Annotated in this window: 24 protein-coding genes, 2 pseudogenes and 1 other annotated feature; of the genes and pseudogenes, 7 read left to right on the top strand and 19 right to left on the bottom strand. The window is 40.7% G+C overall.

The genetic code is table 11. The features are described from left to right. Positions 1-28: 28 nt before the first annotated feature. The gene (kphA, locus tag EKB01_RS01695; protein WP_000379617.1) at positions 29-268 is read right to left on the bottom strand and encodes an RNA-binding protein KphA; all 240 of its coding nucleotides are present in this window, start codon (positions 266-268) and stop codon (positions 29-31) included. 19 nt (positions 269-287) lie between these two features. Further along, entirely contained in the window at positions 288-560 is a 273-nt protein-coding gene (gene rpsP / locus EKB01_RS01690) for a 30S ribosomal protein S16 (protein WP_000268760.1), read from the bottom strand. Positions 561-1,253: 693 nt separating this feature from the next. Here rpsP and EKB01_RS01685 point away from each other — a divergent pair. The 5 genes from EKB01_RS01685 (at position 1,254) to EKB01_RS01665 (ending at position 3,747) form a co-directional block, all read left to right on the top strand. Beyond that, positions 1,254-1,850, top strand: a complete 597-nt coding sequence (locus tag EKB01_RS01685) for a DUF3796 domain-containing protein (RefSeq protein ID WP_167265436.1) — start codon at positions 1,254-1,256, stop codon at positions 1,848-1,850. A gap of 2 nt (positions 1,851-1,852) precedes the next feature. Continuing rightward, entirely contained in the window at positions 1,853-2,077 is a 225-nt protein-coding gene (locus tag EKB01_RS01680) for a helix-turn-helix transcriptional regulator (protein ID WP_167265434.1), read from the top strand. 326 nt (positions 2,078-2,403) lie between these two features. Continuing rightward, on the top strand, positions 2,404-2,565 hold the full coding sequence (locus EKB01_RS01675; protein ID WP_002883133.1) for a hypothetical protein: 162 nt from the start codon (positions 2,404-2,406) through the stop codon (positions 2,563-2,565). 108 nt (positions 2,566-2,673) lie between these two features. Continuing rightward, on the top strand, positions 2,674-3,480 hold the full coding sequence (locus tag EKB01_RS01670; protein WP_000731941.1) for a peptidylprolyl isomerase: 807 nt from the start codon (positions 2,674-2,676) through the stop codon (positions 3,478-3,480). Between the two features lie 27 nt (positions 3,481-3,507). Further along, positions 3,508-3,747 (top strand): zinc-ribbon domain-containing protein, encoded by a 240-nt coding sequence (locus EKB01_RS01665; protein ID WP_000600214.1) that lies wholly within the window; start codon positions 3,508-3,510, stop codon positions 3,745-3,747. A 42-nt stretch (positions 3,748-3,789) separates the two neighbouring features. Here the strand turns inward: EKB01_RS01665 and EKB01_RS01660 are convergent, their stop codons facing one another. The 7 genes from EKB01_RS01660 to EKB01_RS01630 all read right to left on the bottom strand — a co-directional run bounded on the left by EKB01_RS01660 (position 3,790) and on the right by EKB01_RS01630 (position 10,286). Beyond that, positions 3,790-5,331, bottom strand: coding sequence for an ABC-F family ATP-binding cassette domain-containing protein (locus EKB01_RS01660; protein ID WP_084880811.1), 1,542 nt, complete (start codon positions 5,329-5,331; stop codon positions 3,790-3,792). A 1-nt stretch (position 5,332) separates the two neighbouring features. Beyond that, entirely contained in the window at positions 5,333-5,812 is a 480-nt protein-coding gene (locus EKB01_RS01655) for a VanZ family protein (RefSeq protein ID WP_000163106.1), read from the bottom strand. A gap of 1 nt (position 5,813) precedes the next feature. Beyond that, positions 5,814-6,899 (bottom strand): 23S rRNA (adenine(2503)-C(2))-methyltransferase RlmN, encoded by a 1,086-nt coding sequence (gene rlmN / locus EKB01_RS01650; RefSeq protein ID WP_000804762.1) that lies wholly within the window; start codon positions 6,897-6,899, stop codon positions 5,814-5,816. A 20-nt stretch (positions 6,900-6,919) separates the two neighbouring features. After that, positions 6,920-7,450 carry a YutD family protein gene (locus tag EKB01_RS01645; RefSeq protein WP_167265432.1) on the bottom strand — a complete coding sequence of 177 codons (531 nt, stop codon included), beginning with the start codon at positions 7,448-7,450 and terminating at the stop codon, positions 6,920-6,922. 154 nt (positions 7,451-7,604) lie between these two features. Next, positions 7,605-8,210: a superoxide dismutase SodA gene (gene sodA, locus EKB01_RS01640; RefSeq protein ID WP_000974733.1), complete on the bottom strand. Its 606-nt coding sequence runs from the start codon at positions 8,208-8,210 to the stop codon at positions 7,605-7,607. Positions 8,211-8,279: 69 nt separating this feature from the next. Then, complete coding sequence (gene holA / locus EKB01_RS01635) at positions 8,280-9,317, bottom strand: DNA polymerase III subunit delta (RefSeq protein ID WP_167265430.1); 1,038 nt, start codon at positions 9,315-9,317, stop codon at positions 8,280-8,282. Between the two features lie 33 nt (positions 9,318-9,350). Further along, positions 9,351-10,286, bottom strand: coding sequence for a dihydroorotate oxidase (locus EKB01_RS01630; protein WP_084851442.1), 936 nt, complete (start codon positions 10,284-10,286; stop codon positions 9,351-9,353). A gap of 204 nt (positions 10,287-10,490) precedes the next feature. On the opposite strand from EKB01_RS01630, the gene gdhA reads away from it, so the two are divergent. Beyond that, positions 10,491-11,837, top strand: coding sequence for an NADP-specific glutamate dehydrogenase (gene gdhA / locus EKB01_RS01625; protein ID WP_167265428.1), 1,347 nt, complete (start codon positions 10,491-10,493; stop codon positions 11,835-11,837). 96 nt (positions 11,838-11,933) lie between these two features. On the opposite strand, the gene EKB01_RS01620 is transcribed toward gdhA, so the two are convergent. The 4 genes and pseudogenes from EKB01_RS01620 to EKB01_RS01605 all read right to left on the bottom strand — a co-directional run. Beyond that, entirely contained in the window at positions 11,934-12,578 is a 645-nt protein-coding gene (locus EKB01_RS01620; protein ID WP_033585739.1) for a TetR/AcrR family transcriptional regulator, read from the bottom strand. A 16-nt stretch (positions 12,579-12,594) separates the two neighbouring features. After that, entirely contained in the window at positions 12,595-13,599 is a 1,005-nt protein-coding gene (locus EKB01_RS01615) for an NADP-dependent oxidoreductase (protein ID WP_167265426.1), read from the bottom strand. A gap of 212 nt (positions 13,600-13,811) precedes the next feature. Next, on the bottom strand, positions 13,812-14,180 hold the full coding sequence (locus EKB01_RS01610; protein WP_033585737.1) for an EXLDI protein: 369 nt from the start codon (positions 14,178-14,180) through the stop codon (positions 13,812-13,814). Positions 14,181-14,243: 63 nt separating this feature from the next. Next, positions 14,244-15,056: pseudogene (locus EKB01_RS01605) on the bottom strand (DUF2268 domain-containing protein); the annotation flags it as partial. Between EKB01_RS01605 and EKB01_RS01600 the strand changes: the two are divergent. Continuing rightward, positions 15,037-15,357 (top strand): annotated as a pseudogene (locus EKB01_RS01600) (NADP-specific glutamate dehydrogenase); the annotation flags it as partial. The pseudogenes EKB01_RS01605 and EKB01_RS01600 overlap by 20 nt on opposite strands. A gap of 21 nt (positions 15,358-15,378) precedes the next feature. On the opposite strand, the gene EKB01_RS01595 reads toward EKB01_RS01600, so the two are convergent. The 6 genes from EKB01_RS01595 to EKB01_RS01570 form a co-directional block, all read right to left on the bottom strand. Next, the gene (locus EKB01_RS01595) at positions 15,379-15,945 is read right to left on the bottom strand and encodes a hypothetical protein (RefSeq protein WP_000443019.1); all 567 of its coding nucleotides are present in this window, start codon (positions 15,943-15,945) and stop codon (positions 15,379-15,381) included. Between the two features lie 371 nt (positions 15,946-16,316). Then, positions 16,317-16,685: a 50S ribosomal protein L7/L12 gene (rplL, locus tag EKB01_RS01590; protein ID WP_001196962.1), complete on the bottom strand. Its 369-nt coding sequence runs from the start codon at positions 16,683-16,685 to the stop codon at positions 16,317-16,319. A gap of 71 nt (positions 16,686-16,756) precedes the next feature. Beyond that, positions 16,757-17,257: a 50S ribosomal protein L10 gene (rplJ, locus tag EKB01_RS01585; RefSeq protein ID WP_001287266.1), complete on the bottom strand. Its 501-nt coding sequence runs from the start codon at positions 17,255-17,257 to the stop codon at positions 16,757-16,759. 38 nt (positions 17,258-17,295) lie between these two features. Further along, positions 17,296-17,431, bottom strand: a sequence feature (ribosomal protein L10 leader region). Positions 17,432-17,492: 61 nt separating this feature from the next. Then, on the bottom strand, positions 17,493-18,752 hold the full coding sequence (locus tag EKB01_RS01580) for a TRZ/ATZ family protein (protein ID WP_167265422.1): 1,260 nt from the start codon (positions 18,750-18,752) through the stop codon (positions 17,493-17,495). Between the two features lie 96 nt (positions 18,753-18,848). Continuing rightward, positions 18,849-20,597, bottom strand: a complete 1,749-nt coding sequence (locus EKB01_RS01575; protein ID WP_167265420.1) for an ABC transporter ATP-binding protein — start codon at positions 20,595-20,597, stop codon at positions 18,849-18,851. 1 nt (position 20,598) lies between these two features. Next, complete coding sequence (locus EKB01_RS01570) at positions 20,599-22,323, bottom strand: ABC transporter ATP-binding protein (protein WP_167265418.1); 1,725 nt, start codon at positions 22,321-22,323, stop codon at positions 20,599-20,601. Positions 22,324-22,336: the final 13 nt, after the last annotated feature.

Below are 22,336 nucleotides of genomic sequence, written 5' to 3'. Positions count from 1 at the left end.
AAAAAGCGAGACATCTGTCCCGCTTTCTTTATTTTTCATCGATAACGATTCTTACTTTTTTGTCTTCAGTTGGGACAGAGTAGACAATCGTTCTTATCGCTGAGATAGTGCGACCCTTACGACCGATAACACGACCGACATCGCTCTGGTCAAGATCCAAGTGATACTCCAAAAATTCTGGTGTATCTTCAATCTTGATAGTTAAGGCATCTGGTTGTGAAATCAAGGGTTTCACAATCGCAATAATGAGATTTTCAATCGTATCCATCTGTCAACCTACTTTAAACTTATTTTGAGAATTTAGAATCGTGGAATTTTTTCAATACACCTTCTTTTGAAAGGATGTTGCGAACTGTATCTGAAGGTTGAGCTCCATCAGCCAACCATGCAAGAACGCGGTCTTCTTTCAAAGTTACTTGGTTTTCAGCAACAAGTGGGTTGTAAGTTCCAACTGTTTCAATGAAACGTCCGTCACGTGGTGAACGTGAGTCTGCTACGTTGATACGGTAGAAAGGTTTTTTCTTAGAACCCATACGAGTCAAACGGATTTTAACTGCCATTTTTAAAGTCTCTTTTCTTATTTTTTATTTCGGTGAAATAGCTGAGCTATTTAGCACATGTTCTATTATAGCAGATTTCTAACAGGTGTCAAGAAAAAAACTTGACAGACTATAAAATTTTTAAACCATTTAGAAATTTGTTATATTTTTAAAGAAAAATCAGAAAGAGAATGTCATAAATACTATTTTAGAAACATTTTATAAAGACCATCAAGTCAAACCCTTCATCTCTCCTGAACGTGATTTGGATGCTTGGCTCCTAAATTCCAAGCCTGTTCCCAAGCGAAATATCAAGGATTTTAAGAACGATATCTACTAATTAATTTATAAAATATGAATTAATAGATTCTAAATAGGGGAATAATTTAGTTCTGTAAAAATTAACTTCTACACCTACAAAGCTTATTCTGACAGACTTTATAACAGTCTAAGAAAAAAAGTAGAGATTCATACAGTATCTAGATTTTTCAAAAATTCTTAATCTTCAAATATTATTAACGAAACTATCCAAACCAAATTCGATGCATTACTTCAAAGAATTCTTTAGTTGTTTGACTAGCGAAGGCTTTCATTAAAAAATTTTTTCAAATAATTGCACCTTGGCACATAAATTCTTGATTTCTAAATTTAAGTGTGATATATTTATAATATAAAGATTGTTAAATATTTCTAACATAAGGAAAGGAGTCTATCATGAAAAAAAGTCAAAAAACGGGTGGCCTCATTACAATGATTTCCGCAGCTCTCTTTATTGATTTTACTGTTTTATTTGGTTCTAATCTTAGTTGGGGACCCAAGTTAATTATTGCTGGTATTTCAGTGTTAGGTCAGATTGTAGCTATTTGGGGCTGGCTACATATGAAACCATGGCCTCATAAGAGTCAGAAAGGTAAAGGAAAGACTATTTTTGACTTGTCTGCTAAGCTTTACACGATACTTTTGTTTGCAGCAAGCATTTTTTATACAGTAGGGATTTGGGTTGCGACCCCAAGCGAAAGTTCTGGTATTAAAGAATGGATTTTGGGAATTGGCCTCGTTATTGAAGTGATTGTATTTGGTTTTTTCTGTTTGAAAAATGTCAAGGAAACTCCGGACGAACGCTTTTATGCTAATTTAGCCAAGGCAGCTAGCTTGATGTTTGTTTTTATACTAGGCGCACTGATGATCCTAGCAGTTATCATTGGGTATATGGGGTCTTTCACTCTTTACATGGGCCAAATCTTTATTAGCATAGCTACCTTAATTTGCATCTTTGCGGTTGTCTATCTTATCTTGGAACGGAGAGGATAAGCATGGCCAAAGAAAGTAAGATTATTACTAATCTCAAATCTGTTCGTGAGTCCACAGGCATGACCCAGCAGGAGTTAGCCGACCTCATTGGCATGCGACGCGAGACAATTCTGCACTTGGAAAATAACCGTTACAATCCTTCGCTGGAAATGGCTCTTAAAATTGCTCAAGTTTTTAATCTGAAAGTAGAAGACCTCTTTGAATTCAGACAGAAAGAGGAAGCATAATTCTTTTCGAGACCTAGCATTAAGTTCATTGATTAATTAGGAATTGAATCCGAAAGAAAAAATCCGTTGAAAATGTGCTCTTTTAAAATATAGTAATTCTTTCGAATTAACGTTTACTAATTATGATTCTTTACGAGCTTTCTTAAGAACTGGTTTCCTAAATACTTCAAGTACACTTATGGCATTGATGCCCCCCAAAAATTTAGAAATACCTGTTGAAAAAGGCTATGCTCTTGTCGAAACTGTCTTTGACTCGCTTGATCATCTAAATACCACTATGAAAGAGAATATCCTCAAAAGTAAGGAGAGTTACAGTACTTTCTAAGATGAAGGCTCCAGATTTGGACCAATCCCTTCGTGACAACTTTTCAGGAGAAGAATTAGCAAGTTACTTTTCAATTCGTGGTTACAAATTGACTCCGAAGGGAGAGCAGATACTGGAACAGTACCAGGACATTATCGACCGTCATCCAAAGAAAAATCTCTAAGCAAGCGACTTTCTGGTCGGCTTCCTCTTAAACTACCTTGTCACTAATATTTGAAATCACCTCCCTTTTAGGGTACAATGGTAGAAATGAATTTTTGAGAGGAAAACAATGAAAAAACTAGCAACCCTTCTTTTACTATCAACTGTAGCCCTTGTTGGATGTACTAGTATCCAACGTAGTCTCCGTGGTGATGAATATGTCGACTCCAGCATCTCAGCTGAAGAAAGCTCAAAAGCAGCTGCTCAGGCTGCCAAAGATTTGAATGACGCATTGACCAATGAAAATGCCAACTTCCCTCAACTTTCTAAGGAAGTTGCTGAAGATGAAGCTGAGGTCATTTTACACACAAATCAAGGCGATATCCGCATCAAACTCTTTCCAAAACTAGCACCTCTTGCGGTTGAAAACTTCCTTACTCACGCTAAGGAAGGCTACTATAACGGCATCACCTTCCACCGTGTCATCGATGGCTTTATGGTCCAAACTGGAGATCCTAAGGGAGATGGTACAGGGGGCCAATCTATCTGGCATGATAAGGATAAAACAAAGGACAAGGGAACTGGTTTCAAAAATGAAATCTCTCCTTACCTATACAATATCCGAGGAGCCCTTGCTATGGCTAACACTGGTCAACCAAACACCAACGGTAGCCAGTTCTTCGTCAATCAAAACTCAACAGATATTTCAGCTAAACTCCCTACAAGCAAGTATCCAAAGAAAATCATTGAAGCCTATAAAGAAGGTGGAAATCCAAGTCTAGACGGCAAACACCCCGTCTTTGGTCAAGTCATTGATGGTATGGATGTTGTTGACAAGATTGCCAAAGCTGAAAAAGATGAGAAAGACAAACCAACGTCTGCTATCACCATTGATAGTATAGAAGTCGTGAAAGACTACGACTTCAGCAAAAAATAAGCCATCAACAGATAAGGAGACGATGACATGATTTTATTTTGGGGTTCTAAAGGTTATCAGAAAGATTTGGGACATACGCAAACTGCGATCGAATGTGGTCACTGTAACAATGTTGACACTTGGGAGATTGTAGAAACTGGACGCAAGTTCACCCTCTACTGGATTCCACTTTTCCCTTATGGTAAGAGTTACTTCGTTTCTTGTCCGATTTGCCACTACGGTAAAGAAATTGAGAAATCTGAAGTTGAAAACTATTTAAATTACTAGTCAAAAAGGCCAAGTCATTTCGACTTGGCTTTTTTACTGCTTTTAAGTTAGCTTGTTAAAGTCCCAGATTTGGTCCATCCAGCCTTCATAGAAGTCTGGTTCGTGACAAACCATAAGAATGCTTCCTTTGTATTCTTTAAGCGCCCGTTTGAGTTCTTCCTTAGCATCCACATCTAGGTGGTTGGTCGGCTCATCCAGCACTAAAACGTTGTTTTCACGGTTCATCAAGAGACAGAAGCGTACCTTGGCTTGTTCTCCACCTGATAAGACCTGAATCTGGCTTTCGATATGCTTAGTTGTCAAACCACAACGAGCAAGGGCCGCACGGACTTCTGCTTGGTTAAGTGCAGGAAAAGCATTCCAAACAGCTTCAAGAGGTGTTTGACGATTGCCACCTTCTACTTCTTGCTCAAAATAACCAAGTTCTAGGTAGTCGCCACGTTCGACTTCTCCAGCGATTGGTGGGATAATGCCCAAGAGAGACTTCAGGAGAGTTGTTTTCCCGATACCATTGGCTCCAATTATTGCAACCTTTTGATTGCGTTCAAAGGTAAGATTTAAGGGTTTGGTCAGAGGACGGTCATAACCAATCTGCAAGTCCTTGGCTTGGAAGATAAAACGCCCTGGCGTACGAGCTGGTTTGAAATCAAAGGATGGCTTTGGTTTCTCGCTTTGGAGTTGAATGATATCCATCTTGTCGAGTTTCTTTTGACGGGACATGGCCATGTTTCGTGTTGCAACACGCGCTTTGTTTCGAGCGACAAAGTCCTTGAGGTCCGCTATCTCTTTCTGCTGACGTTCGTAAGCCGCCTCTAGCTGAGATTTCTTCATGGCATAGACTTCTTGGAACTGGTAGTAGTCACCAGAGTAACGTGTCAACTGTTGATTTTCCACATGATAAACGATATTGATCACGTCGTTGAGGAAAGGAATATCATGCGAAATAAGGACAAAAGCATTCTCATAGTTTTGGAGATAACGCTTGAGCCAGTCAATGTGTTCGGCATCCAGATAGTTGGTTGGCTCGTCCAGCAACAAGATATCAGGCTTTTCAAGGAGAAGTTTAGCCAAGAGTACCTTGGTTCTTTGTCCACCTGACAAGGCTGTTACGTCTGTATCTATACCATAGTCCATGACACCGAGGGCACGCGCCACTTCATCAATCTTAGCATCCAAAGTATAGAAATCTCGACTCTCCAAACGGTCTTGGAGTTCGCCAACTTCTTCCATCAGTGCATCAATATCCGCTCCGTCCTCTGCCATTTCCATATAGAGCTCATTGATACGAGTTTCTGCTTTAAATAGCTCATCAAAGGCTGTACGCAAGACATCACGCACAGTTTGACCTTCCTTTAGCACAGCATGCTGATCCAGATAGCCAGCAGTCACATACTTAGACCACTCCACCTTTCCTTCGTCAGGTAACATCTTACCAGTCACGATACTCATAAAGGTTGATTTTCCTTCACCATTGGCACCGACTAAGCCGATATGTTCTCCCTTGAGGAGACGGAAGGAGACATCTTCAAAAATTGCACGATCACCAAAACCGTGACTCAAATTTTTAACTTCTAAAATACTCATTCTAATTCCTTATCTTGTTTTTATGCAGTCCTTTATAGAGGAGCCAAGCCAAATAGCCTCCCAAGGTATTGGTCCACAAATCATCAATCTCAAAGACGCGATTAAAGTCGAAGAAAAAATCTAAAACTAGTTGCGTACACTCAATTCCTAGACTTAGTAAAAAACTGAACAAAATCACTTTCTTAGTATTTCTTAGACCAGGCATAAGATAGAGAAGTTGGAAAATCAGCGGGAAAAGCAAGAAGACATTTAAAATATTCTGCAAAAAGATCCAAAGGACTTGTCCCAAACTAGTCACTTCACCCAGATTCCAAAGGGAGTTTAAGGGAGTTAAAAGAAAAACCAGGCGTCCAAAAGTTTGAATACCTGGAGTTTCCACTCCTGTAGGAAGTTGAGGCTGGGGAGTGAAGCAAAAACAGACAATGCATAGGCTGTAAACAGCCACTCCCAATCTTAAGATTAATTCTCTTTTTTTAGTCATTTTATGGATTTACCGCTGCGACTGCCTTCTGGCGGTCACGTTTCATTGTATTGGAGCGTAATTGTCCACAAGCTGCATCAATATCTGTACCATGCTCTTGACGAACAACACAGTTGACCCCTTTTTTCTTGAGGGTATCGTAGAAGGCCATCACGCGCTCTTTAGGACTACGGCTATATTGGTCATGTTCACTAACTGGGTTATAGGGAATCAAGTTGACATATGACAATTTCTTGATGTTTTTGAGCAATTCAGCCAATTCCAAGGCTTGTTCTACACCATCGTTGACTTCATTGAGCATGATGTATTCAAAAGTTACACGACGATTGGTTGTTTCGATATAGTACTCAATAGCTGCAAAGAGCTTTTCAATCGGAAAGGCACGGTTGATCTTCATGATGCTTGAACGCAATTCATTGTTTGGTGCGTGAAGAGAAACAGCCAGATTGACCTGTACGCCTTCATTAGCAAAGTCACGAATTTTATGGGCCAAACCTGAGGTTGAAACCGTGATGTGACGAGCACCGATTGCCATCCCCTTGTCATCATTGATGGTACGGACAAAATTCAAAACATTGTTGTAGTTATCAAATGGTTCACCAATTCCCATGACAACGATATGGCTGACACGTTCGTCCTGACCACGCTCATCAAAGTATTTCTGAACCAGCATAATCTGCGCTACGATTTCCCCGTTATTAAGATCACGTTGCTTTTTAATCAAGCCTGACGCACAGAAGGTACAACCGATATTACAACCGACCTGAGTGGTCACACAGACTGACAAACCGTAGTGTTGACGCATGAGTACTGTCTCAATCAACATGCCATCTGGCAACTCGAAAAGATACTTAACAGTACCGTCAGCTGACTCTTGTACAATCCGTTGTTTCAAAGGATTGACCACAAACTGGTCATTGAGTTTGGCAATCAAATCCTTGGAAAGGTTGGTCATTTCTTCAAACGACTGGACACGTTTACGGTAGAGCCATTCCCAGATTTGATCTGCTCGGAATTTCTTTTCTCCTTGTTCTAATACCCATTCTTGCATGGTTTGACGTGTTAAACTATAAATAGACGGTTTCATCTCTTCTCCTTATTCTCTATCTATTTCTGACGAATGACAAAATGGCGCTGTCCCTTGTCCTCTTGCTGAGACTTTTGGTCCTTATGACGACGTCTATTTCGCTTATCCGCGTTTGGTTTTCTCTTGTTTTGCGAAGGTTTCTTCCCTCTTCTAGGAAGGTTTTCCTCATCCTTTTTACGCATTTTCTTGTCAAATGAAGCCCGTTTCGGTGCTTGATTTTCTAGAACAAAATAGGCACAACCATAACTACAATACTCTAAAAGATAGTCCTGTAAGCGACTAATCTTTTCATTTTTTTCCTCTGTTCGGTCGTCTTTGTAAAAACCACGAAGGCGGAGCTGCTCATTGCTCCAGTCACCCACGACATAATCAAACTTGGTCAACACTTCTGAGAAGCGTTGATTAAAGACTGTCACATCGAAAGCATCCTTGATATTTTCAACCAAGGTAAAAGCAATCCCTTCAGTCTCAACCTTATCCCCATTCACATGAAATTCTGGGCCAGGAAACTTGTTATAGTTGTATAATTCAGGTGCAATTTCTTTACGCATAGTCTTCCTTTTCCACGATTACTTAACACTCTATTTTACCATAATTTCTAGCAGTTAGCACGTTTCTCATAAAAATGAAAAAAGTCTGACGATTTTGTCAGACTCCTGCCTTATAAAACAAAAAGAGAAGAATGACTCTTCCCTCCATATTTTATTATTTAGCTGCTGCGTAAAGCTCGTCTACCTTGTTCCAGTTAATCACTGAGAAGAAAGCTTTGATGTAGTCAGGACGAACGTTGCGGTATTTCACGTAGTAAGCATGTTCCCAAACGTCCAAGCCCAAGATTGGTTTTTTGCCTTCTGAGATTGGTGTGTCTTGGTTGGCTGTAGAAGTCACTTCAAGCTTCCCTTCTTTGTTAACAACCAACCATGCCCAGCCAGAACCAAAGCGAGTTGTAGCTGCTGCTGTAAAGGCTGCTTGGAACTCTTCAAATGAACCAAATGTTGCATCGATTGCTGCTGCAAGTTCTGCTGAAGGGGCAGTCTTTTCAGGAGTCATCAATTCCCAGAAAAGAGCGTGGTTCAAGTGTCCACCACCATTGTTGATAAGCGCTTGGCGGATATCAGCTGGGATAGATTCTACATCAGCAAGCAAAGCTTCAAGGTCTTCACCGATTTCAGGGTGTTTTTCAAGAGCAGCATTGGCATTGTTGACGTAGGTTTGATGGTGCTTGTCATGGTGCAAGTGCATTGTTTCAGCATCGATGTATGGTTCCAAGGCGTCATACGCGTATGGAAGGTCTGGTAAGATAATTGCCATCTGTAATACCTCTTTTTCTTTCTATAAGAAAATGATAACGCAATCATCCTCTTTTTTCAAGTTTTTTGCTCAGTTTGCCTCTGTCGCAATCTGCAAGAGTGCCTTTTCAAACAAGTAACCTTTTTCATAGACACCTGTCTTAATCTGGTAGTCTGTTTCAATCAAATAAGAAATCGCTCGCTTGAGAAAAGCCAAGGAAATCCCTCTCGAATCTCTCAGTGCAAACTTGATTTGATAAGGATTAGGATTGCGCCCCAAGTAAGTTCCCAGACTACTTGCAATCTGTGCTTCTGTTTGCCCAGACTCCGACAAAATTTTCACCTGGGTAAAGGTTCGAAACTGTCCTAACATGACCGCTATGAGCTTGATTTCGTCCTCCCCTTGTAAGGTCAAATCTCTAACCAAGTCACGCGCCTGGTCAATCTTCTTAGCTAAAATAAACTGAGTCAAATCAAAAATATTGTCCTGCAAAGTCTTTGGAATAGCCTCGACAATATCCTTCTCCTCAATCATGCCGTCTGATTTATAAGACTGTAAAAAAAGGAGGTTTTTCTGGATTTCACTAAATTGAAAACCGGACTTGATGAGTAGATTTTCAAAGGACTGCCCCTCAAACTGCAAACCTTGTGTCTGACTCCATTTTCGGAAATACTGACGAATCTCTTGTTCCTTGGGTTCAATAGCGTCAAAGACAGTCGCATCTCGTTTGAGCAGTTTGACCAACCGTCTTTTGCTATCCAGTTTTCCTTCTGCAAAAATCAAAAGTTTAGTCGTCGGTGAAGGATTGTCAAGGTATTCCTCAAATGACTTGAGTTCATCATCTGTTAAAAAGCGTTTCTTGGCTGTTGTAATATCGACAAAATGGTCTAATATCACGATTTTCTCATCTGCAAAGAAAGGGAGACTGACTAGCTCCAGTTCCACATCCTTATAGGCTACTTCTTTCATGTCAAAGTAGGCAAAATTGAGGTCGGCTGGATCATAGCCGATCTGTTTCAGAACCTGATCCTTCATAACTTCAAACTGACCTTGGTCCGAACCAGTAAATAAGGTCAGGTTAGATAAGTTTGATAGAGATAATGTCTGACTCTCTTCTACTGCTAGCATCTTCTCTCCTTTCTTCTTGATTTTCAAGTTCATTTAGTCAATATAGCGCAATTCCCCACGGAAATCTTCTAGGTTTTCGTACCCTTTTTCTGCCATTATTGCTTTCAGTTCATTGGTAATGCGTTCAAAAGCACCGACGCCTTCTTTGTGAAGTGTAGTCCCTACTTGCACAATACTCGCACCGCAGAGGATGTGTTCAAAGGCATCACGACCCGTTAGAACACCACCCGTTCCGATGATTTGGATTTGCGGATTGAGACGTTGGTAAAAGGCGTGCACATTCGCTAGAGCGGTTGGTTTGATATACTCTCCACCAATGCCACCAAAACCATTTTTAGGACGAATCACGACCGACTCGTCTTCTATATAAAGGCCGTTTCCGATAGAGTTAACACAGTTAACAAACTTGAGCGGATATTTGTTGAAAATAGCTGCCGCTTGGTCAAAGTGAACAATGTCAAAATATGGTGGGAGCTTAATTCCAAGAGGTTTGGTAAAGTAGGCAAAAACTTCTGCCAAGATACGGTCTGTTGTCTCAAAATCATAAGCAATCTGAGGTTTTCCTGGAACATTTGGACAAGAGAGATTAAGCTCTGTAAGTCCTTTGAATTCACTCTCTTGAACTTTTTTCAAGATGGTATGTGTTTCTTCTGGAGACATGCCAACTAGAGATAGGAAGAAAGTACGGTTTGGCTCTTTTTCCTGCAAGTCCAAAAGATAGTCCAGATAGTAGTCTAAGCCATTATTTGGTAATCCCATGGAGTTGATAGAACCAAGTGGAACATCTTGGTAACGCGGTTCAGGATTTCCCTGACGAAAGTCCAAGGTCGCTGTCTTTGTGACAAAAGTACCCGCCGCTGAGTTTTTGACCCCTTCAAGCTCTTCTATCGTCATACAAGCAACACCCGCAGCATTCATCAAGCAATTGTCAAACTCAAAGCCAGCTATTTGTGTTTTCGTTGATACCATGATTCTGATCCTCCAGATTCCTTTTATTTCTAATATTATACCATACTTTAAGATTTTCTCTTTGAGAAACTAATTTCTATATAAAATGTTCGGTTTTGTAAATTGAAAGAATTTTTAGAAAATTTCTGTTTTTTTCTTTACACTCAAAAAAAATTCTGCTATAATGGCTCATGTAATAAAATATAACAACAAAAGGAGAACGATATGACATCTGCTAAAGACTATATCCGAAGCGTGTTTGCAACTGTGAAAGCTCGTAACGGGCATGAGGCTGAATTTCTCCAGGCGGTTGAAGAATTCTTCAGCACTTTGGAACCTGTATTTGAAAAACATCCCGAGTATATCGAAGAAAACATCTTGGCACGTATCACTGAGCCTGAGCGCGTAATTTCTTTCCGTGTTCCTTGGGTTGACCGTGAAGGCAAAGTCCAAGTCAACCGTGGTTACCGTGTTCAATTCAACTCAGCTGTTGGACCATATAAAGGCGGACTTCGTTTCCACCCAACTGTAAACCAGGGGATCTTGAAATTCCTAGGCTTCGAACAAATCTTTAAAAACGTCTTGACTGGACTTCCAATCGGTGGAGGTAAGGGTGGATCAGACTTCGATCCAAAAGGGAAGACTGATGCTGAAGTGATGCGCTTCTGCCAAAGCTTCATGACTGAATTGCAAAAATACATCGGACCATCACTTGACGTCCCAGCTGGCGATATCGGTGTTGGTGGACGTGAAATTGGTTACCTTTACGGACAATACAAACGCCTTAACCAATTTGATGCTGGTGTCTTGACTGGTAAACCTCTTGGATTCGGTGGTAGCTTGATTCGTCCAGAAGCAACTGGTTACGGTTTGGTTTACTATACTGAAGAGATGCTCAAAGCCAACGGTAACAGCTTTGCTGGTAAGAAGGTTGTGATTTCAGGTTCTGGTAACGTAGCCCAATACGCTCTTCAAAAAGCGACTGAACTTGGTGCAACTGTTATCTCTGTATCTGACTCAAATGGTTATATCATCGATGAAAATGGTATCGACTTCGACCTTTTGGTTGATGTTAAAGAAAAACGCCGTGCTCGTTTGACTGAGTATGCAGCTGAGAAAGCAACTGCTACTTATCATGAAGGCTCTGTTTGGACTTACGCTGGAAACTACGATATTGCTCTTCCATGTGCGACTCAAAATGAAATCAACGGTGAAGCTGCTAAACGTTTGGTTGCTCAAGGAATTATCTGCGTATCAGAAGGTGCCAACATGCCTAGCGACCTTGATGCGATTAAAGTCTACAAAGAAAACGGAATCCTTTACGGACCAGCCAAAGCTGCCAACGCTGGTGGTGTAGCTGTATCAGCGCTTGAAATGAGCCAAAACAGCCTTCGCCTCTCATGGACCCGTGAAGAAGTTGATGGACGTCTCAAAGATATCATGACCAATATCTTTAATACAGCTAAAACAACCGCTGAAACATACGGTCTTGGTACTGATTACCTTGCAGGAGCAAATATCGCTGCCTTCGAAAACGTAGCCAACGCTATGATTGCACAAGGTATTGTTTAAGATTCATTTGCTTAATCCTCAATCATTATGATTGGGGATTTTTATGTTGGCTTCAAAAAAGCTCACTATTTAAAATAGTAAGCTTAAAATCAAGATTTATTTTACCTCTACTAAGGCAAAAGACAGGCATTCAACTATTTCATTTACTGCTTCATCTATGTCTAGGTCCTCATTATTATTCAACATCATTGGAAGAGCATAAGAAAGACTCAAAGCTAAAATATAGCGAACAATTCTTTCATTTGACCAATCTCGGATAACACCATTTTCTTTAAACTGATTCAGAACTGGACTAATTGGCTTAATGATAGAGTGAACAATGACATTCCCTAACTGGTCAGAAATAGTTTTATCAATAAAAGAACGACTCAAGAGAATTTTAACTTGCATTTGATTCTCCTGAATGAAAACCAGTCTATCTCGAACAATGCTTCTCAAAAATAGCGGAAAAGACTCTTGGTTTGCTGTAAATTTCTTCTCAGAAAAATCAGCAATCATATCTGGAATAACCTGTTCGAGAAAAGTTGACAGAATAGCTTCTAAGATGCCTTCCTTAGTTTTAAAGTAACTAAAAACTGTCCCTTCTGAAACTCCAGCCTCCTTAGAAATAAGGCTAGCTGTTGTATTTTCAAAGCCAATTTCTGAAAATAGCTTTAGACTTGATAACAATACTTGACGTTGTTTTAAACTCAAGTTGCTATTTTCTAATGTCTGAGCATACTTTTGTTCTAAACTTTCCATTGCTGGCACCTCTCTGCTACTCTCTTACTTTTACAACCTTCTTACCTCGAGTATGTCCCGACTTCAGGCTACGATATGCCTCTCTAACTGACTTTAGAGAAAAATCATAAACCTGGTCAATATTCAGCCGAACCTTCCCATCTGAGACCATTTCCGCTAGAGTGTTAAAATCATCATATGTAGAATGTCTCGGACCCGTGAACTGAGCTCCTCTTATCATAACATATGGTGAAGGTACTAGCGTTCCAATAGCCGTGCCCTTCAATCCTAAACTGAAAGCCAATTTAACATAATCACTTCCATAGCAATCCAAAAATTTTGTAATTGGCTTTGCACTTGCTGATAGAAGAGCATTCTGGATGTTTCCTTCGTAAGCTACTGGTATGGCACCTAAGGACTTTAGATAATCTGAATTTTTCTTACTCGCAATTCCAATAACTGTCGCACCTTTAGCAACCGCATACTGTACTGCGATACTTCCAATACCTCCTCCTGCTGCTGAAATAACTACAACATCTTTAGAGTTTAGCTCAATCTTTCTAAAAGCACCTCCCACTGTTAAAGAGGCTACACCCATAGTAGTTGCATGGTTCATATCAATCATCTCTGGCTTCAACACAATTTCTGATTCATTGACACAAATTTCTGTTGCCAAAGCTCCCCTCTTGGTTCCCAATCCAGGGTCACTGATCATTGTTCCAAAAACCTTATCCCCTACTGCAAACCTACTTACTCCTTCACCGATTTCTGTGATAACTCCAGCAAAATCCCGACCAACACCTCTTGGAAAAAGAGATGATTTTGACTCAAACCAACGACTTGGCTTCCTGAGTTTTGTCATAAAAGATAGAAATCGGAGTGGCTTTGCACCTTCAAAAGTCTTATAATCAATAGGATTTAAACCAACTGCATGAACTTCTACCCTAACTTGATTCAGTTTCAAAGAATCAGATTTAATGTTCACTAAATCTAACACTTCTTCATCACCGAAACGACTATATTGTATTGCTTGAACAACCATTGTATGAACTCCTTTACACATCTACAAAATTGAGTGAGCGCTCAATCATTTTTCTTGATTATACACTTATTCTTCATAGATTTCAACTATACTGTTTCTACAATTTCTAACTAAGTTAGCTGTTCATGATAAAAATAGATCTATTTTTATCATGAAAGATTATCAAACTATAAATTAGAGAAATCCGACTGCTTATAAAAGCAGCCGGATTTTTATATATCTAATTTTTCAAAAAATTTGCCTGTTGACTGCTTTTCTTTTAACTTCTCCAGCAGTTCATTTTCCAGAAAAGGACTTAGTTCGTCAAAATCTTGGCAAACCTTAAAAACCGTCTCTCTATCCATCTGACCATAAGCTAATTCGTAATAGTCCTTATGATGATTCCAGTTCTGATCATAGTTGACATCTGTACGTTGATAGTAAACGATGTTTTGCTTCAGAGTCAGGTAAAGCTTCTGTGTTAGAATACTTTTCTGATCTTTGGACAATTTACTGCGACTAAAAATCTTAACACCTTGAAAAATCTTGCGCTCATGGATACCTTGATTTGTGAGTTTTAATTCAACTCTTTTATAGTGCATATAGTCACCTCCAGAAATTACCTACATTATATCAAACTCTGGCAGATTTGCAAGCAAAAAGTGTCATTTCCAAAAGTCTTTCGTCGCCTCTAAAATCTCTTCTGTAGGCGTCGCTGTAGCCTCAATAATGTTCTTGCCAGTCTTTTTCAGATAAGCTTGTATCAAATGATAACCATAAGCATAGCCTGCAGCATAGGGCATTCCAACCGGTATTTGACCTTGAATCTCAGCAATTTCATCACCGTAGAGATAAGGAGCCATTTCCGCCATACCTGTTAGCTGAAGCTGACTTGAGATGATGGGCTTAATCTCTTCTAACTGCTCTGGACTGGTTGAAGTGACCCAAGATCCGATTAGATCTTTGCCATAAAGCTCAGCTGCAAAAGACTCTGCCAATCCTTCACTGACTACCCAGTCTGCGAGTGTCGTCTGCTGATTCCATTTGATAAATTGGAAACGGACATTATGGTTACACTCATGAGCTAACGCTGCTTGTACTCGTGGCAAAGTATAGTCATTCGGTAGCAGACTAAGCATGAGGTAACCTGGAATTCCACCATCTCCGCTATAACCCTTATTGAGCTGTAACATGGCCTTTTCAGAGTTACCCAATAAAATAGTAAAATGGTAATCCTCAACCTCTAAATCATAGCCAGCTTGCTCAAAAAGACCAATACTCCTCTTGATGGTATCTTGACAATTTTGCCAGAGTTGATCAGAGCTCAGAGCGTCGATAGCTGGTCTATCCTTTTCTGAGAGAGTTGCGGGCAACTGATTCATAAAGCCAAGCAGGAACAAAGCATCAAATCCTCCAGGATACTTCGCTTTCAGAGGAATGTGTTGAGTTTGGTATTTCGTATCAGAAGGTGCCAACATGCCTAGCGACCTTGATGCGATTAAAGTCTACAAAGAAAACGGAATCCTTTACGGACCAGCCAAAGCTGCCAACGCTGGTGGTGTAGCCGTATCAGCGCTTGAAATGAGCCAAAACAGCCTTCGCCTCTCATGGACCCGTGAAGAAGTTGATGGACGTCTCAAAGACATCATGACCAACATCTTCAACACAGCTAAAACAACTGCTGAAACATATGGTCTTGGTACTGACTACCTTGCAGGGGCAAACATTGCTGCCTTTGAAAATGTAGCCAATGCTATGATTGCACAAGGTATTGTTTAAGAAATATGCTAAAAACCTCAATCAAAACGATCGAGGTTTTTTTGAAGCTTCATCTTCTATCAAAACTTCTTCTTCCATAACATTTTTTATTTTTTTGCCCAAAGATAATAACGTTTCTACATCAGAGGGTTTGCTTGTCCCGAGAGGATTCCAAGTAGAAGATGATAAATTTTCATATTCCTTAGACCGAACTCGAAATTTAATGTTATCCCCCTTGGTGTCTATGTCTACATTTAAGGCTCTCGCCCCCAGTTTAGGCTCCTTATTTTTTATCCTACAGAAAATAACTTCTCCTGATACAATCTCCTTTCCATCACACCAAATCCTAATATTTCTTCCAGATAATTCTACGACAAAATTCTTCACTAGACTACCTTGTATTTTTTTAATTAAAAGAAAACTAATACCAAAAAATACTAATACTATCGTATAAAGAAAAAGAGGTTGTGATTTAAAAAAATCATTCAGTTTTAAATAGAATATAGCCAACTGTATCCCCAATACAGGAAGCATGAGGAACATGGGAAAAAGGATACCAATTATTATATCTGATTTTGCTGTTGTCGCTGTAAATTCATATCTTTCCATCAATATCACCTTTATAACATTTCCTTTTTATAGGACATTAATCCCATACTAAGACGGATGCATCAGGGAGTTCAATCTCCCTTTCCCCTAGCAAAGATAAATTTTGAACTATTCTAAGGATATTGTACCACTATTTCTGCAAAAAATACCTTAGCAAACATAATCTCCTTCCACAGATACATCATCGCTTTATCGATCGTTGGAGTTTGATTGACATGGTTCTCTAATCAAACTCCAGAACTTTATGATGAAAATCTTATGGAACAACTGGAGACACTTTATAAATTTTCTCTTTTCAATTATAAAGAAAACCGCTAATCCTAAGAATAGCGGTTTAATCATGTTTTTAAGCTACTAATGTAGTTGCTCTATTATTTAAGGGTAACTGAAGCTCCAGCTTCTTCCAATTTAGCTTTGATTTCTTCAGCTTCTGCAGTTGGAACGCCTTCTTTGATGACACCTGGTGCACCATCAACAAGTTCTTTAGCTTCTTTAAGTCCAAGACCAGTGATTTCACGTACAGCTTTGATAACGCCAACTTTTTTGTCACCAGCAGCTGTCAATTCAACGTCAAATGAATCTTTAGCAGCACCAGCGTCAGCAGCACCAGCTGCAGCTACAGCTACAGGAGCAGCTGCAGTTACACCAAATTCTTCTTCGATAGCTTTTACAAGGTCGTTCAATTCAAGGATTGAAGCTTCTTTAATTTCAGCAATAATGTTTTCAATGTTCAATGCCATTGTTATTTCCTCCAAATAAGTTTTTAATTATAATAGTTTTTCGTAGCTATGCTACGCTGCGTAGCTTAAGATTAAGCTGCGTCTTCTTTGTTGTCTGCAACCGCTTTGACTGCAAGAGCAACGTTGCGCACTGGCGCTTGAAGTACAGAAAGGAGCATAGAAAGAAGTCCTTCGCGGTTTGGAAGAGTTGCAAGAGCAACGATTTCTTCTTTAGATGCGACAGCGCCTTCAATTGCACCACCTTTGATTTCAAGTGCTTCAGCGTTTTTAGCAAAGTCGTTCAAGATTTTCGCTGGCGCGATAACATCTTCATTAGAAAATGCTACGGCAGATGGTCCAACAAATACTGATGCAAGATCTTCAAGACCAGCTTTTTCAGCTGCACGACGCAAGATTGAGTTTTTAATAACTTTATACTCAACTTCGCTTCCACGAAGCTCACGACGAAGAACTGTATCTTGATCAACTGTCAAACCACGAGCGTCTACAACGACGATAGATGCAGCAGCTTTCATTTTTTCAGCTACTACGTCAACTAGTTCCGCTTTTTTAGCAATAATTGCTTCACTCATTAGTGTGTTCACCTCCGTAATTATTTTGCTTGGGGAATTTTTCCAAAAGAAAAACGCGCCCAAACCTAGACACGAAAGTACAATACGCTTCTTTTTACATGATACGTTTTGTCCTCGGTAGGATCTTTATGAGTCGAGCTCCCCTACTGTCTTAGGCAGTTTTTTCAAACCGTATATAAGTATAGCATAGACAAAAAAAGAATGCAAGATTTTTGCAAACTTTTTTGAAATTTTTTTAAATTTCTACTGTCAAAACTTGACCTTCCTTGACAACCTGCTCTCCTGCAATATAGACATCATCAACATCACTGGATTTGACTGCGTATACGAGGTGAGAGAGCATATTTTCCTGAGGTTGGAGATGGATTTTTCCTTGAGGATTAATGACCAGAAAATCTGCCTGCTTACCAACTTCCAGACTTCCTATCTGATCTTCCATCCCAAGAACCTTAGCACCTTCTATCGTTAGAGCTTTGAGAGCTGTTTCGATAGGAAATTGGCTGGCATCTCCACTCTTCATTTTCTGAAGGAGGGCTGCTGTCCGTCCTTCCTCAAACATATCTAGATTGTTATTGGAAGCAACCGAGTCAGTCGCAATCCCCACTGCTACTCCTGCTTTTTGGAGTTGGATGATTGGAGCGATTCCTGAGGCCAGTTTTAGATTACTGATAGGATTGTGGGCGATAGCCACATGAGAAGTTGCCAAACGTTCAATTTCTTGTTCGTTTAGTTCGACCCCATGAGCAAAAACAGACGGATGATCTAAGTAACCCAGTTCTTCTAGAAAGGCGAGGGGGCGTTTGCCGTAGCGTTTCAGGATAATTCCTGATTCCTCCTTGGTCTCCGCCACATGGATATGGATGGGAATGTCCAGCTCTTTTGCCATATCTAAGCTCGCTTCTAGCAAGTCTCTACTACAGCTATACGGAGAATGTGGAGCTACCATAACCCTGAAATTTGAATTTTTATATCCTAAGATTTCTTCTATAATGGACCGTGTTCTACTTATAGTCTCAGCAGTTGTTTCTGTCTCTGAAGAAAAGAGGGTCGGTGAGAAATAACAACGCATCTTAGATGCCTTGACTGCCTGATAAATTCTCTCAATATCCACACCATTGGGATTATACATATCGTTGAAGGTTGTTGTCCCTGACTGGAGCATCTCTGTCAGAGCTTCTTTGACTGCCTTGGTAGTCATGTCGGGAGTAAATCCTGCTTCTGCCGGCCAGATATAGTCATTGAGCCATTCATGGAGGTTGCTATCATCCCGGATCCCTCGCAAGCCTGTCATAGCAGAATGGGTGTGGCAATTGACCAAACCAGGCATGATCCAGGCTCCCTGATAGTCTATAATCTGCTCAGCTTGCTCTAAAATCTCTGGCTCCTCTTGGCCGACATAGACGATTTGAGAGTCCTTAACGGCTAAGACACCATCCAAATAAACATGGAAATCTTTGTCACAAGTCACGATATTTACATGCTGATAGACTTTCATTGTTTTCTCCTTCTAAGACCCTGATTTTTCTAGCTATTGTAACAAAAAAGTTACCCGAAGGCAACTTTTTTCCATAATATTTCAAAATAGAAAGGATTATTCAGAGCTAAAAGCCGCAGCTTTTTGCATTTGGTAATACTTGCCCTTTCTAGTCATGAGGTCCTGATGGTTACCATACTCAACAATATCTCCATCTACCAAGACAAGAATCAAATCCGCATCCTGAATAGTTGACAAACGGTGAGCAATGATAAAGCTTGTGCGCCCCTTCATGAGTTTGGCAAAGGCATCCTGGACCAGCACTTCTGTCCGTGTATCGATGGAGGAAGTTGCCTCGTCTAAGATAAGAATCTTTGGGATAGCTAGAAAGACTCGGGCGATAGTTAAGAGCTGGGCTTGCCCAACAGAGAGGGATTCTCCTGCATTTTCCAACTTAGTATCGTATCCCTGTGGCAACTGTTTAATGAAAAAATCTGCGTTGGCTGCTTTGGCAGCAGCAATCACTTGTTCCCGACTGGCATCAGGATTTCCAAAGGCAATATTGTCATGAATGGTTCCTTGCTTGAGCCAGGTTTCTTGGAGCACCATGCCAAACTGCTGTCTCAATGACGCTCGGGTATAATCATAAATGGATTGCCCATCTAACAAGATATCTCCCGAGTTAATAGGATAAAAACGCATGAGGAGATTGATAAGAGTTGACTTACCAGCACCTGTCGGACCAACGATGGCCACCTTGCTACCAGCTGGGATATCGATAGACAAATCCTTAATCAAGATCCTTTCAGGATTGTAGCCAAAAGAGACCTGTTTAAAGGAAATAGCTCCCTTCACTTGGTCACTGGTCAAGACTTCCTTACCTGTTTCAGCCACCTCTGGACTTTCTAAGACAGCATAGACGCGCTCTGCGCAAGCGAGAGCACTTTGCAACTCGGCTAAAACAGAAGAAATATCATTAAAGGGCTTGGTGTACTGTTGGACGTAATTCAAAAAAGTCACTAAACGTCCGATGGTCAAGGTGGACCTCATCATGATACGATAAGCTCCTACTCCAGCTAAAAGCGCATAAATGAGCGCATTGACAAAGCGAGTCGAAGGATTGACCGTTGATGAATAAAAGATGGCTGATTGAGAATATCCTGAGTAGTTGGCATTCGCCTCGTGCAGTCTTCGGATAAACTCTGTCTGAGCATTAAAGGACTGGATAATAGTCTGCTGGCTAAGCGATTCTTCAATTAACTGAGTCTGAATTCCCCTCGTCTCTGTTTGCTTCTGAAAGAGATGATAGGAACGTTTGGCAATAAAGCGTGAAATCACCATAGACAGGGGCGTCAACAGCAAGACCAAGAGGGTCATGAGAAGGTGAATTTGGAGCATGGCTAGAATACTAACCAAAATCATCAAGACACCAATGAAAAATTGGTTAAAAATCATGGTCAAGCCGGCTGCCAGCTGTTCTATATCCGTGGTCACACGACTGACCATCTCTCCACTGCCCTGCCGATCCACAAAAGCAATCGGTAAACGATGGAGCTTATGAATGATTCGCTCTCGCAAATCTCTGGTATAAGAGAAGATTAGGCGATTATAAAGAAGGGGATTTGCCCATTGTACCAGAGTATTTCCTATGACTACCAAGATCATCTGGATGAAAATCTGCCAAAAAACTGGTGATGAACCAGCCACCAGGACCTGGTCAATGACCTGTCCAATCAGAATAGGTAGGTAAATTGACAAGCCAACTTGGGCAATAGTTCCTAGAAAGGCTAGGAAAAGGAGGAAGGGATGGCTTGCTAAATCTACGGCTAAACGTTTGAGCGTCTGGTTTGCAGTTTGTCGTTTCATGCTAGTCCTCCTTTCCATGTTGGGATGCATTGATTTCACGATAGACTTGACTAGTCTTCATCAAATCCTCGTGCTTGCCAACAGCTAGGAGCTCACCTTTTTCCAAGAGGAGAATCTGGTCAGCCATCTGGAGTGTCGAAGTCCGTTGAGAAATCAAGATTAAGCTCGTATTTGGCAGATTTTCTCGAATGGCTTTCAAGAGCTTGGACTCAGTGATGGTGTCCAGTGCCGAGGTCGCATCATCTAGGATGAGAAATGGAGCTTGGCGCAAGACTGCTCGTGCGATAGACAGCCTTTGTTTTTGTCCGCCTGAGAAATTTCGACCTCCTCCCTCAACTAGGGCATCCAAAAGTCCTTCCTTTTCACTGACAAAATCCTTAGCTTGTGCAATCTCCAAGGCCTGCCAGAGTTGCTGATCAGACACTTCTTGATTGAAACCCAAAGTCAAGTTGGAACGAATAGTTCCTTTAAAAAGTTCAACTTTTTGGGGTACATAGGCAATCCAAGATCGCCATTGCTCCAAATTACGAGGACTACGTCCATCTCGATAAAGGTAAATGCTCCCCTTGTCTGCTGGATAAAGACCAAGTAAGACTTGCACCAAGCTTGATTTACCTGAACCCGTACCCCCAATGATACCAAGGATTTGCCCTTGCTTCATATTAAAGGAAATATCTCTCAGAGAAGGTTGAGCCGCATCAGGATAGGTAAAGGTTAATTCTTTGACTTGCAAAACCCGATCACTGGTAACTTGTTTTTGTTCTAATTCTGAATGAATATCCTCTGGAGCTTCGGCGAAGACTTCCTCGATTCGCTTGGCTGAGATATAGGATTGGTTGAGGGAATTGATCAGCATGGCGAGCTTAACCAATTCCACCAAAATCTGCAAGAGGTAGTTGATAAGAGCAATGAGAGCACCTTGACTGAGTAAACCTCCTTGAATCGAAATATAGCCCTGCCAGATGATAACGAGGAGGGTTCCATTGACAATTAGATAGGTCAGAGGTGTTAGTAAACTAGACCAGAAACCTGTTTTCTCTTGCAATCTCGCATAGACTTGATTAAGGGTTTGAAAAATCTGTAACTCTCGTTTTTCCTGACCAAAAGCACGAATAACTCGCATCCCTTGTAATTGCTGGCGTGTTTCCTGAACCAGTTGGTCCGTTTTCTTTCTGAGACTGCTGTAGAGAGGATTGACCAGTCGAGAAAGACCGACAATGACAATGGTCAAAATAACAACCATGACCAAGAACCAGAAAGTCAGTTCAGCTGAGATTCGATAGGCCATAAAAATGGCACCAAAAACGATAATGGGCGCTCGTAAAAAGAGACGCAGGAATTGATTGATACCAGTCTGAATCTGGTAGGTATCCGAAGTCAAGCGAGTCACCAAACTAGAAGTTGTCAAACGGTCTCTGCTGTCCTTAGGTAAAGAAAGAATATGACGATAGAGGTCTTTTGTCAATTCCTTGGCAAAACCTACCGCTGCCTTAGCTGAGTAAAACTGGGCTACCAGGGCCACTAAAACACCAATCACTGCAAAGATAAGGAGCAGGCCAATCTGCATCCATAGATGCCCTTGATCTCTCTGGGGCAAGGACTGGTCAACAATTCCAGCAATCACCATGGGAACCAAGAGCTCAAAAACAGCTTCTAGTAGCTTGAACAAGGGTGCTAGAATCGACTCTTTGATGTAGGGTTTGAAGTAAGATAGTAAGTGTTTCATAAATCCCTTCTAT

The sequence above is a fragment of the Streptococcus sp. CCUG 71758 genome (assembly GCF_011714815.1).
Taxonomy (GTDB): Bacteria; Bacillota; Bacilli; order Lactobacillales; family Streptococcaceae; genus Streptococcus; species Streptococcus halitosis.
The sequence above is the reverse complement of the archived record's forward strand: the minus strand, read 5'-3'. Positions and strand labels throughout refer to the sequence as shown.